Origin of the sequence: Streptomyces sp. NPDC001868, from assembly GCF_040297125.1 — a bacterium.
In the GTDB taxonomy this organism is placed as follows: Bacteria; Actinomycetota; Actinomycetes; order Streptomycetales; family Streptomycetaceae; genus Streptomyces.
The window spans coordinates 184,773-198,763 of sequence record NZ_JBEOYO010000012.1; the positions used below are offsets into that span (position 1 = coordinate 184,773).

At 70.9% G+C, this 13,991-nt stretch carries 11 protein-coding genes and 2 pseudogenes; 7 read left to right on the plus strand and 6 right to left on the minus strand.

All coding sequences use genetic code 11. The annotated features are described in order from the left end of the window. Positions 1 to 193: 193 nt before the first annotated feature. The 4 genes from ABT147_RS17195 to rsmI form a co-directional block, all read right to left on the minus strand. Positions 194 to 1,585 carry a resuscitation-promoting factor gene (locus ABT147_RS17195; RefSeq protein WP_351406665.1) on the minus strand — a complete coding sequence of 464 codons (1,392 nt, stop codon included), beginning with the start codon at positions 1,583 to 1,585 and terminating at the stop codon, positions 194 to 196. Between the two features lie 155 nt (positions 1,586 to 1,740). Continuing rightward, entirely contained in the window at positions 1,741 to 2,619 is an 879-nt protein-coding gene (locus ABT147_RS17200; RefSeq protein WP_351406668.1) for a TatD family hydrolase, read from the minus strand. A 58-nt stretch (positions 2,620 to 2,677) separates the two neighbouring features. Then, entirely contained in the window at positions 2,678 to 3,097 is a 420-nt protein-coding gene (locus ABT147_RS17205; protein ID WP_351406670.1) for a hypothetical protein, read from the minus strand. A 425-nt stretch (positions 3,098 to 3,522) separates the two neighbouring features. Further along, a complete protein-coding gene (gene rsmI, locus ABT147_RS17210) occupies positions 3,523 to 4,371 on the minus strand; it encodes a 16S rRNA (cytidine(1402)-2'-O)-methyltransferase (RefSeq protein WP_351406672.1) in 849 nt (282 codons plus the stop codon). Between the two features lie 192 nt (positions 4,372 to 4,563). Here rsmI and ABT147_RS17215 point away from each other — a divergent pair, with 192 nt between their 5' ends. From ABT147_RS17215 to ABT147_RS17225, 3 genes are all read left to right on the plus strand, one after another. Next, positions 4,564 to 6,303 (plus strand): dolichyl-phosphate-mannose--protein mannosyltransferase, encoded by a 1,740-nt coding sequence (locus ABT147_RS17215; protein ID WP_351406675.1) that lies wholly within the window; start codon positions 4,564 to 4,566, stop codon positions 6,301 to 6,303. 198 nt (positions 6,304 to 6,501) lie between these two features. Then, positions 6,502 to 8,136 (plus strand): penicillin-binding transpeptidase domain-containing protein, encoded by a 1,635-nt coding sequence (locus ABT147_RS17220; RefSeq protein ID WP_351406677.1) that lies wholly within the window; start codon positions 6,502 to 6,504, stop codon positions 8,134 to 8,136. A 552-nt stretch (positions 8,137 to 8,688) separates the two neighbouring features. After that, on the plus strand, positions 8,689 to 10,425 hold the full coding sequence (locus tag ABT147_RS17225; protein ID WP_351406679.1) for a penicillin-binding transpeptidase domain-containing protein: 1,737 nt from the start codon (positions 8,689 to 8,691) through the stop codon (positions 10,423 to 10,425). A gap of 87 nt (positions 10,426 to 10,512) precedes the next feature. On the opposite strand, the gene ABT147_RS17230 is transcribed toward ABT147_RS17225, so the two are convergent. Beyond that, positions 10,513 to 11,151 carry an RBBP9/YdeN family alpha/beta hydrolase gene (locus ABT147_RS17230; RefSeq protein ID WP_351406681.1) on the minus strand — a complete coding sequence of 213 codons (639 nt, stop codon included), beginning with the start codon at positions 11,149 to 11,151 and terminating at the stop codon, positions 10,513 to 10,515. Between the two features lie 371 nt (positions 11,152 to 11,522). On the opposite strand from ABT147_RS17230, the gene ABT147_RS17235 reads away from it, so the two are divergent. After that, entirely contained in the window at positions 11,523 to 12,038 is a 516-nt protein-coding gene (locus tag ABT147_RS17235; protein WP_351406683.1) for a YbaK/EbsC family protein, read from the plus strand. Positions 12,039 to 12,061: 23 nt separating this feature from the next. Then, positions 12,062 to 12,229: pseudogene (locus ABT147_RS17240) on the plus strand (EamA family transporter); the annotation flags it as partial. Between the two features lie 159 nt (positions 12,230 to 12,388). Here the strand turns inward: ABT147_RS17240 and ABT147_RS17245 are convergent. After that, positions 12,389 to 12,928 carry a hypothetical protein gene (locus ABT147_RS17245; RefSeq protein WP_351406685.1) on the minus strand — a complete coding sequence of 180 codons (540 nt, stop codon included), beginning with the start codon at positions 12,926 to 12,928 and terminating at the stop codon, positions 12,389 to 12,391. A gap of 399 nt (positions 12,929 to 13,327) precedes the next feature. Between ABT147_RS17245 and ABT147_RS17250 the strand changes: the two are divergent. Both ABT147_RS17250 and ABT147_RS17255 read left to right on the plus strand, forming a co-directional pair. Next, positions 13,328 to 13,435 (plus strand): annotated as a pseudogene (locus ABT147_RS17250) (EamA family transporter); the annotation flags it as partial. Positions 13,436 to 13,522: 87 nt separating this feature from the next. Continuing rightward, on the plus strand, positions 13,523 to 13,798 hold the full coding sequence (locus tag ABT147_RS17255) for a DUF1876 domain-containing protein (protein WP_351406687.1): 276 nt from the start codon (positions 13,523 to 13,525) through the stop codon (positions 13,796 to 13,798). Positions 13,799 to 13,991: the final 193 nt, after the last annotated feature.

A 13,991-nucleotide genomic window follows, 5' to 3' on the forward strand; every position in this document is an offset into this window, starting at 1 on the left:
CGTCGGCGAGTGCGGGTGCGTCGTGGTTGCTCGCGCAGTTCCCCGCGCCCCTAAAGATTCAGGCCCCTGCGGGCCTGAAATGCATGGGGCGCAGCCCCGGCTTTTCAGGGGCGCGGGGAACTGCGCGAGAAGCCCCACCGGGCCCGCACTCGCCGACGAACCGAACCCCCCACCCCCAAGGCGCCCGGCCCCTTCACCCCCGCAGACGAGCCCCGCAGTGCGGCCAAGGACTGGCCCCCCGCTGGACGTACAGCTTCTTCGCCCGAAGCGTCTGCTCACCGGCGGACGCGTCCTGGGGCCGCCCACTGCCACCGAGGCTCTGCCAGGTCTGCGTATCGAACTGGTACAACCCCCCGTACGTCCCGGAAGGATCGACCGCGTTGGGCCGGCCCCCCGACTCACACGCGGCGAGACCACCCCAGTTCAACCCCTCCGCCCCCGCCACAGCCGTCGGCATCGCCTTGGTCCCCACCTTCACGACCTGATCCCGAGGCTCCCGCACCACCTCCGTACTCACCAGCCGGGGCCGCTGCCGGACCCCGTTGACCGAGCGGAGCGCGTACGTGACCCGCCGCGTCCCCGCGTGCCCGGCCCGCTCGACGACCTCCGTGCCCCGGAAGAGGGAGGGATCCTCGACGCGCCGCACCCGGAACGGGATCGGCACCTCGTGCACCTCCGTGGACCCGGTCACCCGCAGCACGGTCACCGTCTGCCCGTCCCGGGGGAAGCTCTCCCACTCGACCGAGGTCGTGTCCTCGCCCCGCAGGGTGACCCCGGCCTGCTCCACGGCCTCCCCCACGGTCGCCGCGTTCGTACGGATCGTCCGCGTCCGCCCGTCCGCCATGATCGTGACGGTGCGCTCGGTACGGACGTCCAGCTCCAGCCCCTCCCGCCCGATCCGCTGGGAGCGCGAGGTCGACACATACGCGCCCTCCGCACGCACCCCGAGCTGCTCAAGCGCCCCGTCCACCGTGTGCGCGGTCGTCCACACCTTGCGCCGCTGCCCGTCGAGGGTGAGGGCGACGGGCCGCCCGTAGTGCACGGCGACCTCGTCACCGCTGCTGAGCGCGGTACCGGGGGCGGGCGCGACGACATCGTGCGCGCCGAAGGCGACCCCTTCGTCGGCGAGCAGTTCGGTGACGTCGTCGGCGAAGGTGTGCAGCATGCGCGGCCGTCCGTCGACGGTCAGCTCGATCGCCTTGTCCTTCGCCACGAACGCGGAGGTCCCGCCCGCGAGGAACGCCACCACCAGCGCCTGCGGCACCAGCCGCCGCAGCGAACCGGGCCGGTCGGCGGCCCGTCTGCGCCGTACGGCCCGCCGGGAGTCACCCCGGCCCCGGCCGCCCCCGGCCGACGCGGCGGACACGGGAACCGCCGGCCCGCCCGGCCCGACTGCCCGCCCGTCGCCCCGCTCTTCTTCCAGCTCTGCTTCCAGCTCTTCGTAGGCGGGCCGGTAGGTGTCCGCGTACACCCCGTACGGCAACGTCTCGGCCTCGTACGACGGCGGCTGCCACCTCGCACCATCGTCCGGGCCATGGCTCTCGTAGGTCTCGTACGACGACGACTGCGACTGCGCATTGCTCACGACGACACGCTCCAGAGGGGATCCGGGTCCGGGTCGGGCGACGTGAACCTAGCGGACTCCGGTCACCCTCCAAAGCAACGCGGTCACGCAGTGTCGCGACACGGGCCGCTGATCATCTTTTCGCGTCCCCCGAATGGCCGACGGAACGTGACCCGTCAGTAATCGAACGCCCTCGCCGTGTTCGCCGCGATCGCCGCCGCCAGCGCGTCCTCCCCGATGCCCCTGACCGCGGCCATCGCCCGAACCGTGACCGGAATGAGATACGGCGCGTTGGGCCGTCCGCGGTACGGCGCGGGTGTCAGGAACGGCGCGTCGGTCTCGACGAGGACGAGTTCGAGAGGCGCGACGGCGAGGGCGTCGCGCAGCGGCTGGGCGTTCTTGAAGGTCATGTTCCCGGCGAAGGACATGAAGTAGCCGTGCTCGGCGCACTCGGCGGCCATCCCGGCGTCGCCGGAGTAGCAGTGGAAGACGGTCCGCTCGGGCGCGCCCTCCTCCTTCAGGATCCGCAACACGTCGTCGTGGGCGTCGCGGTCGTGGATGACCAGCGCCTTGCCGTGCCGTTTGGCGATCTCGATGTGCGCGCGGAACGACCGTTCCTGGGCGGCCTTGCCCTCCGGCCCGGTCCTGAAGTAGTCGAGTCCCGTCTCCCCGACCCCCTTGACCTGCGGCAACGCGGCCAGCCTGTCGATCTCGGCGAGCGCGTCGTCGAGCGCCGTGTCCCCGCCGGGCGTCCGCGCGCCCTGCCGGGACCAGCCGTCGGGGTCGCCGTGGACGATGCGCGGCGCCTCGTTGGGGTGCAGCGCGACGGTCGCGTGGACCGCCGCGTGCCGCTCGGCCGTCTCGGCGGCCCAGCGGGAGCCCTTGAGGTCGCAGCCGACCTGGACGACCGTCGTCACCCCCACGGAGGCGGCCTTCGCGAGGGCCTCCTCGACCGTGCCGGACTGCATGTCCAGATGGGTGTGCGAATCCGCGACCGGCACCGTGAGGGGCACGGGGAGCGGGGGCGCGGCGTTCTTCTCGGCGTTCGAAGGCATGCCCCGATCCTACGAATCGCGGGATCGGGGCATGGCCTCCAGGCTCACTGGGGGAGGATCAGCTCGCCTTGCGGTGGAACGGGTGCAGCAGGTCGGACAGGTGCCAGTGGTGGTGCTCCCTGGGCTCCGCCGGGTCCGCCGCGTCCGTCGCCTGGGTCTCCGGGTCCGCCACCGGGCGGGGCTTCGGCACGTGCCGTCGGCGCTCGGCGTCCTGTACCGACGACACCTGGCCCGCCCGCATGATCCGTACGACATGACCGTCGCAGTTCTGGCACGTGGGCCGGGACAGCGGTGACGGCACGACCTTGCCGTCGGCCACGTACATCACGAAGTCGCGTCCCTGGGCGTCGTTGTGGTGCTCGATCTCGAACGACTGCTCCCAGCCGTGCCCGCAGCGCATGCACGCGAACGCGTACGACTCGTTGACGACGGCGGTGGCGGTGTCGCGCAGCACTGCGCGCTCTGCGATCTCGGTCATTGCCAGCTCCTCTGGTCCGCTGGACGGTGAGGACCTGTACGCCCTCACCACCCAGTGGACGCCCGAGCGGACCCCTCGCGCACGCCACCTGCCGACTGTTGAAGCGCATTTGGCCTTCCCTTGTGGGAAGGCCGTCGATACGAGAGTCGTGCTTTGCGCGGCTTTACCTGGGCATGGGCATGGGCTGTGGGGCGGTGAGGGGTTGTGGGTGCGTCGTCGGGTGCGTTGGCGGGTGCGGCTCCGGTGGGGCTTCTCGCGCAGTTCCCCGCGCCCCTGAAAGACCAGGCCCCTGCGGGCCTGAAAGGCGACGGGCTGAACGGGCCTGAAAAGCACGGGGCGCAGCCCCTGCTTTTCAGGGGCGCGGGGAACTGCGCGGCCAGCCACAACCCACCCGCACCCGCCGACGCACCCCACGACCCCACCCCCTACGGCGCAGCCCTCTTCGCCGCCACCACCGCGTCGAATACCTCCCGCTTAGGCACCCCGGCCTCCACCGCCACCGCCGCGATCGCCTCCTTACGCCCCTCTCCCGCCTCCTCCCGCACCCGAACCCGCCGCACCAACTCCCCCGCGTCCAGGTCCTCGGCCCCCTTCTCCGGCGCCCCCTCGACCACCACGGTGATCTCCCCCCGTACCCCGGAGGCCGCCCACTCGGCCAACTCCCCGAGAGGCCCCCGCTTGACCTCCTCGTACGTCTTGGTCAGCTCACGGCACACCGCGGCCCGCCGCCCCGCGCCGAAGGCCTCGGCCATCGCGGCGAGCGTCGCGTCCAGGCGGTGGGGCGCCTCGAAGTACACGAGCGTGCGCCGCTCCTCCGCGACCTCGCGCAGCCGCCCCAGCCGCTCCCCGGCCTTGCGCGGCAGGAACCCCTCGAAGCAGAACCGGTCGACGGGCAGCCCGGACAGCGCGAGGGCGGTGAGGACGGCGGAGGGGCCGGGCACGGCCGTCACCCGGATGTCCTTCTCCACGGCCGCGGCGACGAGCCGGTACCCGGGGTCGGAGACGGACGGCATCCCCGCGTCCGTGACCAACAACACCCGCGCCCCGCCCACCAGCGCCTCCACGAGCTCCGGCGTACGCGCGGCCTCGTTGCCCTCGAAGTAGGAGACGATCCGCCCGCCCGGCTGCACACCCAGCGCCTGGGTGAGCCGCCGGAGCCGCCGGGTGTCCTCGGCGGCGACCACATCGGCACCGGCCAACTCCTGGGCGAGCCGGGGCGGCGCGTCCGACACATCACCGATAGGGGTACCTGCCAACACAAGGATTCCAGTCACACCCCCATCCTCCCAGGGGCACAGCCCCGGCTTCTCAGGCCCGCAGGGGCCTGAATCTTTCAGGGGCGCGGGGAACTGCGCGAGAAGCCCCACGCACCCGCACCCGCCACACCCGCACGCACCCCCGAGCCATTAGGCGCCCCACATCCCCATCCACGGGACTCCCACAGCGCTGTTCCCTACGATGGCGCGGTGACCAGTACCGCGTCCTCCACGGACACCCGGCAGGACCAGGCCACCGAAGACCCGCGGCCGTCGTGGCAGCACCGCCTGCGCCGATTCGGCTACGCGGCGCCGCCGAGAGGCGACGTCCGCACCCGGTTGGTGCCCCCGTACACCCGGCCGAGCCCCCGCGTCTGGGCCGTGCTCGGGCTGCGCGAGGAGGCGGGTGCGCGGCTGGTCCGCTGGTCGGCGTGGGGCGGTCCGCTGCTGGTGACGCTGGTCGCGGGGCTGATGCGGTTCTACAACCTGGGCAGCCCCAAGGCGGTGATATTCGACGAGACGTACTACGCCAAGGACGCGTGGGCGATCGTCCACCGCGGCTACGAGGTCAACTGGGCCAAGAACGCCAACGAGCTGATCCTCCAGAACAACGGCAACGTCCCCATCCCGACGGACCCGGCCTACGTCGTCCACCCTCCGGTCGGCAAGTACGTGATCGGGCTGGGCGAGCTGATGTTCGGGTTCGACCCGTTCGGCTGGCGTTTCATGACGGCCGTGCTCGGCACGCTCTCCGTACTGATGCTCTGCCGGATCGGCCGCCGGATCTTCCGCTCGACGTTCCTCGGCTGTCTGGCGGGCGCGCTGATGGCGGTGGACGGCCTGCACTTCGTGATGAGCCGCACGGCGCTGCTGGACCAGGTGCTGATGTTCTTCGTCCTGGCGGCCTTCTGCTGTCTGGTCATCGACCGCGACCGGGCACGGGCACGCCTGGCCGCCGCGCTGCCCCCGGACGGCGACGGGGTCGTACGCCCCAACGCCCTGATCGCCGAGACGACCCGCCTGGGCTGGCGCCCGTACCGCTGGCTGGCCGGCCTCTGTCTGGGCCTGGCCCTGGGCACCAAGTGGAACGCCCTGTACTTCATGGTGTTCTTCGGCATCATGACGGTGCTCTGGGACTACGCGGCCCGCAAGGTCGCCGGCGCCCGGCAGCCGCTCGTCGCGACGCTCCAGCGCGACCTGGGCCTGGCGTTCCTGTCCACGGTCCCGGTCATGATCGTCACGTATCTGGTCACCTGGACGGGGTGGATCCTCTCCCCGGACGACGGCACCGGCGGCTACTACCGCAACTGGGCCGCGACCGAGGGCAAGGGCGGCTGGTTCGCCTGGCTCCCGGACTGGCTGCGCAGCCTGTGGCACTACGAGCACGCGGTCTACGAGTTCCACATCGGCCTGTCGTCCCCGCACACGTACCAGTCGAACCCGTGGAGCTGGATCGTCGTCGGCCGCCCGGTCTCGTACTTCTACGAGTCCCCGTCCCCCGGCAAGGAGGGCTGCGCCACCGACACCGCCGACAAGTGCGCCCGCGAGGTCCTGGCCATCGGCACCCCCCTCCTGTGGTGGGCCGCCGGCTTCGCCGTCCTCTACGTCCTGTGGCGCTGGTTCTTCCGCCGCGACTGGCGCGCCGGCGCGATCGCCTGCGGCATCGCCGCCGGCTACCTCCCCTGGTTCTTCTACCAGGAACGCACGATCTTCTTCTTCTACGCCGTGGTCTTCCTCCCCTTCCTCTGCCTGGCCGTCACCATGATGATCGGCGCCATCCTCGGCCCTCCAGGCTCCCCCGAACGCCGCCGAGTAGCCGGCTCCGCAGCCGCCGGCGTCCTCGTCCTCCTGATCGCCTGGAACTTCATCTACTTCTGGCCCCTGTACACGGGCCAAGCGATCCCGATCGACGACTGGCGGTCGCGGATGTGGCTGGATACCTGGGTGTGATGGCCTGAATCCGGGTCGCCGGGGTGCCTGGGCTAACAATCAGGGCACGCACAGGAAGCATTTTCCCCACGCGTTACCCCCGCGTGTTTACGCTGAGCCTCGGCAAGCGGTTTCTGAACGTGTTCAACACGTGGTCAGGGCTTGCCGTACGACGGGCCTTGCAGGCCGCAAACGGGGAGCAACGGGGAGGATCGCGTCATGCGCAAGGGGGTCAAGGTCGCCATAGTCGGCGGGGTGTTCGCGGCGATGGTGGGGGGTGCGGGGTACGGCGGGTACAACTTCGTGACCGCGCTCAACGGGGGCGGTGGGGGAACGGAGAAACGGACCGGGCCGCCGAGTGCGGACGAGGTGCGGGAAACGTCGGAGAAGTTCTTCGCGGCCTGGGAGAAGGGCGACGCGGTCACGGCGTCGTCGTACACGAACAACGCGGCGGACGCGGGGAAGGTCTTCGGCAGCTTCGTCGACACCGCGCGGATCGACGACGTGAGGATCGAGCCGGGGGAGCCGGCCGGGACCGGCGGCCGGACCGTCCCGTTCTCGGTCGCGGCGACGGTGTCGTACGAGGGGAAGAGCCAGAAGCTCGCCTACAAGAGCCGGCTGACCGTCGTACGCGGGAAGACGACCGGGCGGGCCCTGGTCGACTGGCAGCCGTCCGTCGTGCACCCCGAGCTGAAGGCCGGCGACACGCTGTTCACCGGCGAGGCGGCGGCGCCGCCCATCGAGGCCGTGGACCGGGACGGCAAGGTGCTGACCAAGGAGAAGTACCCCTCCCTCGGACCCATCCTCGACACCCTGCGCGAACGCTACGGCGCCGACGCGGGCGGCACACCCGGTGTCGAACTGGGCATCAAGCACGCCGCCGCGGAGGCCGCCGACACCACCCTGCTGACCCTCGCCAAGGGCAAGGCGGGCAAGTTGGAGACGACGATCAGCGCGGGCAGACAGGCGGCGGCCGAGAAGGCGGTCAAGAAGTACGCCGAGTCGTCCGTTGTCGCCCTGCAGCCCAGCACCGGTCAGGTCCTGGCCGTCGCCAACAACCGCCAGGACGGCTTCAACGCGGCCTTCCAGGGCGAACTCCCGCCCGGCTCCACCATGAAGATCATCACCGCCGCGATGCTCATCGACAACGGCGTGACCTCCATGAACGGCCCCGCCCCCTGCCCCGACACGGCCACCTGGATGAGCCAGACCTTCAAGAACCTGCCGGGCATGAAGGCCGACGAGACCCCGAACGCCACGCTCGCCAACGCCTTCACGCGGTCCTGCAACACGGCCTTCATCAAGCTGATCGACGAGAAGCCGCTGTCCGACGCGTCGTTGACCGAGGAGGCGCAGGAACGGTTCGGGATCGGCCGGGACGACTGGAAGACGGGCATCGTCTCCATGGACGGCAAGGTGCCGGCGTCCGGCGGGCCGAACCGTGCCGCCAACGCCATCGGGCAGGGCGACGTGTTGATGAACCCCCTGAACATGGCGTCGGTGACGTCCACGGCGATCACGGGCGCCTTCCGGCAGCCGTATCTCGTGTCGCCGAAGCTGGACGACCGGGAACTGGCCACGGCGAAGGGGCTGTCGGCCGGTACGTCGGCCCAGTTGAAGCAGATGATGAAACTGACCGCGACGCAGGGGACGGCCCAGACCGTCATGAGCCGGCTCAGCGGGGACATCGGGGCGAAGACCGGGTCCGCGGAGATCGACGGGCAGGCGGTGGCGGACAGTTGGTTCACCGGGTTCCGGGGGGATGTGGCCGCCGCGGCGATGTCGGAGGGTGGTGGCCGTGGGGGCGAGGCGGCCGGGCCGATCGTGGTGGATGTGCTGGGAGCGGGTGGGTGAGGTTTCGGGGGGCGCCGTAGGGGTGCGGGTGCGGGTGCGTTGCCGGGTGCGGGTGGTGTGTGGTTGCCCGCGCAGTTCCCCGCGCCCCTGAAAAGCCGGGGCTGCGCCCCGTGCTTTTCAGCCCTGCCCCCTCACCTTCCAGCTCCGCAGCGCCATCACCTTCCAGCCCCGCAGCCTCGTCGGCTTTCAGCCCCGCAGCCCCATCACCTTCCAGCCCCGCAGCCTCGTCGGCTTTCAGCCCCGCAGCCCCATCACCTTCCAGCCCCGCAGCCTCGTCGGCTTTCAGGCCCGCAGGGCCTGAATCTTTTAGGGGCGCGGGGAACTGCGCGAGAAGCCCCACCGACCCGCAGACGCGTTACCTCCAAGCCCGCAGGGACATGCTGTTTCAGGCCCGCAGGGCCTGATCTTCAGGGGCGCGGGGAACTGCGCGGGAAGCCCCACCGGAGCCGCAGACGACAATGGCCAAAACCCACGGAGTGATCCGCGGGACTCTAGTGTGGTGGTTCTCGTTGAGGGACGAGAGGCAGCCGGGGGCAGCGGAAGGTCGGGAGCGTGGGTAAGAGAAGGCGTGTCGACGAGCGGAAGGCCGCGACGTCGGGCAGGTCACGGCGGCACGTCGCGCTGGGCGGCGTGGCGGTCGTGGCACTCGGCGGCGGCGCGCTCGCCGTCTACACGGTGTTCGGCGCCGGCGCGTCGGCCAACGACGGCTCGGGCGACGCCAAGGCCGTGAAGAGCGGCCCCCTGTCCGCCGGCGAGGTCCGTACGGCCGCGACCGCCTTCCTCACCGCCTGGCAGAAGGGCACCGTCACGAAGGCCGCCGCCGCCACGGACGACGCGGCGGCCGCGAAGACCGCGCTGACCGGCTTCACCAAGGACGCCCACATCGAGGACGTCACCCTCACCCGCGGCAAACGCTCCGGCGACAAGGTGCCGTTCACGGTGAAGGGCACCGTCTCCTACAAGGGCACGGAGAAGCCGCTGACGTACAGGTCCGCCCTCACGGTCGTACGGGCGCAGAAGGACGGCGAACCCGTCGTCGCGTGGCAGCCGTCCGTCGTCCACCCCGACCTCGCCGAGGGCGACCGGCTGGTGACCGGCGAGGCCGGCACACCCCCGGTGAAGGCCCTCGACCGGGACGGCGGCGAGCTGACGACCAAGAAGTACCCGTCGCTGGGCTCGGTACTGGACGGCCTGCGGGAGAAGTACGGCAAGAAGGCGGGCGGCAAGGCCGGCGTCGAGCTGCGGATCGTCCGGGCGGACCCCGCCGAGGAGTCCGGCAAGGACGCCAAGGAGTCCGGCACGTCCGAGAACTCCACCAAGTCCACCAAGGAGAAGGCCGCCGACAAGACCCTGCTGGAGCTGAGCGAGGGCACGCCCGGGGAGTTGAGGACGACGCTCAGCCCGTCGTTGCAGGCCGCCGCCGAGGAGAAGGTGGCGGCCACGAAGCGGGCGTCGGTGGTCGTGATGCGCCCCTCGACCGGCGAGATCCTGGCCGCGGCCAACTCCAGCAGCTTCAACGTGGCGTTCCAGGGCTCCCTGGCCCCCGGCTCCACGATGAAGATCGTGTCGTCGGCGCTGCTCATCGACAAGGGCCTGGCCTCGGCGGACAAGGTCCACCCGTGCCCCAAGTTCTCGTCGTACGGCGGCTGGAAGTTCCAGAACGACGACAAGTTCGAGATCAAGGGCGGCACGTTCAAGGCGAGTTTCGCCCGCTCCTGCAACACCGCCTTCATCTCCCAGGCGAAGGAACTGGACGACGACTCCCTGACCCACGAGGCCCAGCAGGTCTTCGGGCTCGGCCTCAACAACTGGGCGATCGGCGTGTCCAGCTTCGACGGCGCGGTGCCGGTGCAGAGCGACGCCCCGATGGCGGCCTCGCTGATCGGCCAGGGCGGGGTGCGGATGAACCCGCTGAACATGGCGTCGGTGGTGGCGACGGCCAAGACGGGCGTTTTCAAGCAGCCGTACCTGGTCCCGCCGTCCGTCGACAACCGCACCCTCGCGACGGCTTCCAGGCCCATGTCCGAAACGGTCCGCTCCCAGCTCCGCGAACTCCTCCAGTACACGGCCGCGGCCGGTACGGCGGCCGAGGCGATGTCGGGCCTCGGCCCGGACTACGGCGCCAAGACGGGCTCCGCCGAGGTCGACGGCCAGAAGCAGCCCAACGGCTGGTTCACCGCTTGGAAGGGCGACCTGGCCTCCGCCGGAGTCGTCCAACAGGGCGGCCACGGCAGCGAGTCGGCGGGCCCGATCGTGGCGACGCTGCTCAAGGCGGGCAGCGGCGGCTGAGCGGCGGGCGCGGGGCCGCCGCCACGCCGCCTCGGCCGGCCGGGCGTCCGGCATCACGTTCGGCGCCTCGGCCGGCCGCGTCCGGCATCACGTACGGCCGTGGACCGGGGCCTTCTCGTACGACTCCGGCGACGCGGCCAGACACCAGTCGAACAGCGACGGCCAGGAACCGTAGCCCGCGTCCAGGTCCAGGTGGGCCTGGCCCGGCAGCACGTCGGCGGGCAGGCCCAGCGGTTCGGCGTACGTGGTGGCCGCGCCCCCGGGGCAGTACGGGTCGTTGTCGCCGCCGATGACCCGGGTGTACGCGGCGGTCGCGGCCAGCCGTGCGGGGCTCAGCTCCGGCGGGGCGAACTCGGCGATCTCCGGGTGTTCCAGGGCGACTTCGGGGGCGGGCGGGGCGACGAGCAGGACGCGGTCGACGGGGCCGGAGAGGATGTCGTCCCGGGCGACCGCGTGCAGCCACAGCAGACAGGCCAGGCTGTGACAGACCACCGTGATCCGCCGGCCCGCCAACTCCCCCAGCAGCGCGTCCAGTTCCGCCAGCCAGCGCTCCAGGTCCGGGTCGTCCGCCTCCGGTAGCTGCGGGTACGCCACCTCGTGGCCCAGGTCGGTGAGGCGGTCGGCCAGCCAGTGCTGCCAGTGGGTGGCCGGGCGGTGGTTCTGCCAGCCGTGCAGGATCAGGAAGGCGCGGGTGCCGTCTCTGTGGCTGGGTGGGGTCTCTGTCATCCCCCGATCGTCAGCGAAACGGATCAGTCGGTCCAGTGCCGTCTCTGTGGCTGGATGGGGTCGTCCGTCGGGTGCGGGTGAGTGGGGGCTGGTCGCGCAGTTCCCCGCGCCCCTGAAAAGCAGGGGCTGCGCCCCGTGCTTTTCAGCCGCGCAGCCCCGTCACCTTCCAACCCCGCAGCCCCGTAACCTTCCAGCCCCGCAGCCACGTCACCTTTCAGGCCCGCGGGGTCGTGGTCATTTCAGGCCCGCAGGGGCCTGAATCTTTCAGGGGCGCGGGGAACTGCGCGAGAAGCCCCACCGGACCCGCACCCGCCCCACAACCCCGACAACCCCGTCGCATGGCCGCTACACGCACCACTACCGTGCCGGACATGACCAACGACGCACAGCACACCACCACCCCCTCAGAAGCCCACCCCCGCTTCGCCGAGGCACTCACCACCCTGGGCCTCACCGAACTGCACCCCCGGATCCGCAGATTCCCGGAGGCCACCAGGACCGCGGCGGAGGCGGCCGCCGCCCTCGGCTGCGAGTTGAGCGAGATCTGCAAGTCGTTGATCTTCGCGGCGGACGGCGTCCCGGTACTGGTGCTGATGGACGGCGCGTCGAGGGTGGACGTCGAACTGGTCCGGCGTGAACTCGGCGCCACGAAGGTCACCCGGGCGCGCGCCGACGTCGTACGGGAGACGACCGGGTACGCGATCGGCGGCGTCCCGCCCTTCGGGCACCGCACGAGGACCCGCGTCCTCGCCGACCGCTCGCTCCTCGACCACGCCACGGTGTGGGCGGCGGCCGGCACCCCGTACACCGTCTTCCCCATGGACCCCAAGTCGCTGATCGCCCACGCGGGCGCCACGATCGTGGACGTCCGCGAACCGAACACGTAACGCCGGCCGTCGCCGCGGCGGTCCTGCTCGCCGCGGTCACCCGCGCCGGCTGGAACGCCATCGCCCACCGGATCACGGACAAGCTGGTCGGCTTCACACTGATCGCCGGCGGCGGCGCGCTGATCGGGTTCGCGGCGCTGCCGTTCGTGCCGTTCCCGGAGGCCGGCGCGTGGCCGTATCTGATCGCCGCCCTGCGAGAGTCGTCGGTCAAGCCTTGCTGACGCAGCAATAACTCTTAGCTGAACTGGCCTTCCGGCTCGCCATACACGCGAAGTCCCGCCAGTCGTTTCAGTCGCTCACCGCCCCGGCAACGATCGTCAAGATGATGGAGTCAGCCGGAGTCGGCGTGGTCATCCCAACGAGGCGCCGAACTGGCCGGCCTCGGCCTCATCACCCGACAACTGCACTGTCCCCCGGTGAGAGATCTCCACCTTGTAGAAATCCTCGCCTCTGGGGACGTCCTCGACAGCCACGTCGAACGTGCATGTTCCAGAGCTGAGTGTCGAGTCTCCGAGCTGGCCGGTGGCAACAACGGTGCCAGCTGCGTCGTACACGGTGACTGCCGCGCCTTCGGTGATGTCGTCGTAGCCACCACTGCCCTCGCACCCGCCCAGGCTGTCTCCGACTGCGCCCTCGGAGAGTTCGAAGGTGCCAGTGAGAGTGAAAGTGCTGGGCTCGGTCTCGGCAGCCAGCGTCTCGGTGCTGCTCGCGCTCTTCGGACTGCTGACAGTTTCCCGGCCTTCGCTGAGGCCCCACACCGCACCCACGGCACCACCTCCGATGACGACACCCGCGAGCCCAGCGAGCAGGAGAGGAAGGCGCCTGGGCGCGGGCGGCATCGGCGATCCGAGCGGAACATCTGGCGGTGGCGACGGGTACAGGCTGCTCATAACCGCCCCTCTGGGACGTACGTGCTTGACATACCTATCGTGTGGGCTGAACGGGCGACGTGCACCCTTTATGGCCGTGTAGTAACCGTACGTGTGCATCGATCTTTGGCGGGATCCAGGCGCGTGGTAGGGGCTCGCTCCGGGGCAGCCGCGGGGCTCAGCCACGGAGCACTTAAGTCAACTGACGCCGGACCCAGCGGGGCTCGATCGATACAACGCCTTCGCGCAACAACGTCGGCTCCCCCGCGATGTCGCCATTAACAGCAGACCCTACGGCGCCCGCACAGACGGGCTCTGCGCCTCCACCAAGGTCGAGGCCGTCTCTGGCGCATGTCGGGGCTGATCACCCTCAGCCGTGCGCTGGGCGATCGCAGGCTCCCAGGGCAGCTCGATCATCGTGGCGCGGCGATCGGGGCGGTGTTCTTCAAGGAGCGGTTCGGGGCGCCACGCATCGTGGCCGCGGGGCTGCTGGTGGTGGGGATCGGGCTGATGCTGCGGGCCGGGTAGGCCAGGGGCGGGGTGCGTGCCGGGTAGGCCGTGCGTGCGGCGGCGTCGAGGAGCACTCTGGAGAGAGCGATTCCGGAGGTGACCGTCATGATGAGAACCACGGTCGGATGGCATATCGAGCTGGAGTTCCAGGAGGACGACCAGCGCACGCGGGCGGCGGCCCTCGTACGGCTCCCCGATGGGAAGGAGATACGCGCCAACGGCTACGCCAGCCGCCACCGCACCGACTCCAATCAGCCCCGCGTCGGCGAGGAGATAGCCGGGGCCAGGGCCCTGAACGAACTCGCCATGCGGCTCCTGACCAAGGCCCACGACGAGATAGACGAGGCATCGGGCAGGACGTCCCACCCGATCGCGCTCTGAGCGAGGACGACCGATATCGGCTGCGGCCACCCACCCGTCCGTCCCGGTCACATCCGACTGCGGGCTGTCGTGCCGCTGGGGCGGCACGGGTGGCGTTGGGGCGGCACGGGTGGCGTTGGGGCGGCACGGGTGGCGTTGGGGCGGCACGGGTGGCGTTGGGGCGGCACGGGTGGCGTTGGGGCGGCACGGGTGG

Coding starts and splice junctions, on each gene's coding strand:
- ABT147_RS17200 (WP_351406668.1), bottom strand. CDS start 2,619: ATGCCTTCGAACGCCGAGAAGAACGCCGCGCCCCCGCTCCCCGTGCCC.
- ABT147_RS17205 (WP_351406670.1), bottom strand. CDS start 3,097: ATGACCGAGATCGCAGAGCGCGCAGTGCTGCGCGACACCGCCACCGCC.
- ABT147_RS17220 (WP_351406677.1), top strand. CDS start 6,502: ATGCGCAAGGGGGTCAAGGTCGCCATAGTCGGCGGGGTGTTCGCGGCG.
- ABT147_RS17230 (WP_351406681.1), bottom strand. CDS start 11,151: ATGACAGAGACCCCACCCAGCCACAGAGACGGCACCCGCGCCTTCCTG.
- ABT147_RS17235 (WP_351406683.1), top strand. CDS start 11,523: ATGACCAACGACGCACAGCACACCACCACCCCCTCAGAAGCCCACCCC.
- ABT147_RS17245 (WP_351406685.1), bottom strand. CDS start 12,928: ATGAGCAGCCTGTACCCGTCGCCACCGCCAGATGTTCCGCTCGGATCG.
- ABT147_RS17255 (WP_351406687.1), top strand. CDS start 13,523: ATGATGAGAACCACGGTCGGATGGCATATCGAGCTGGAGTTCCAGGAG.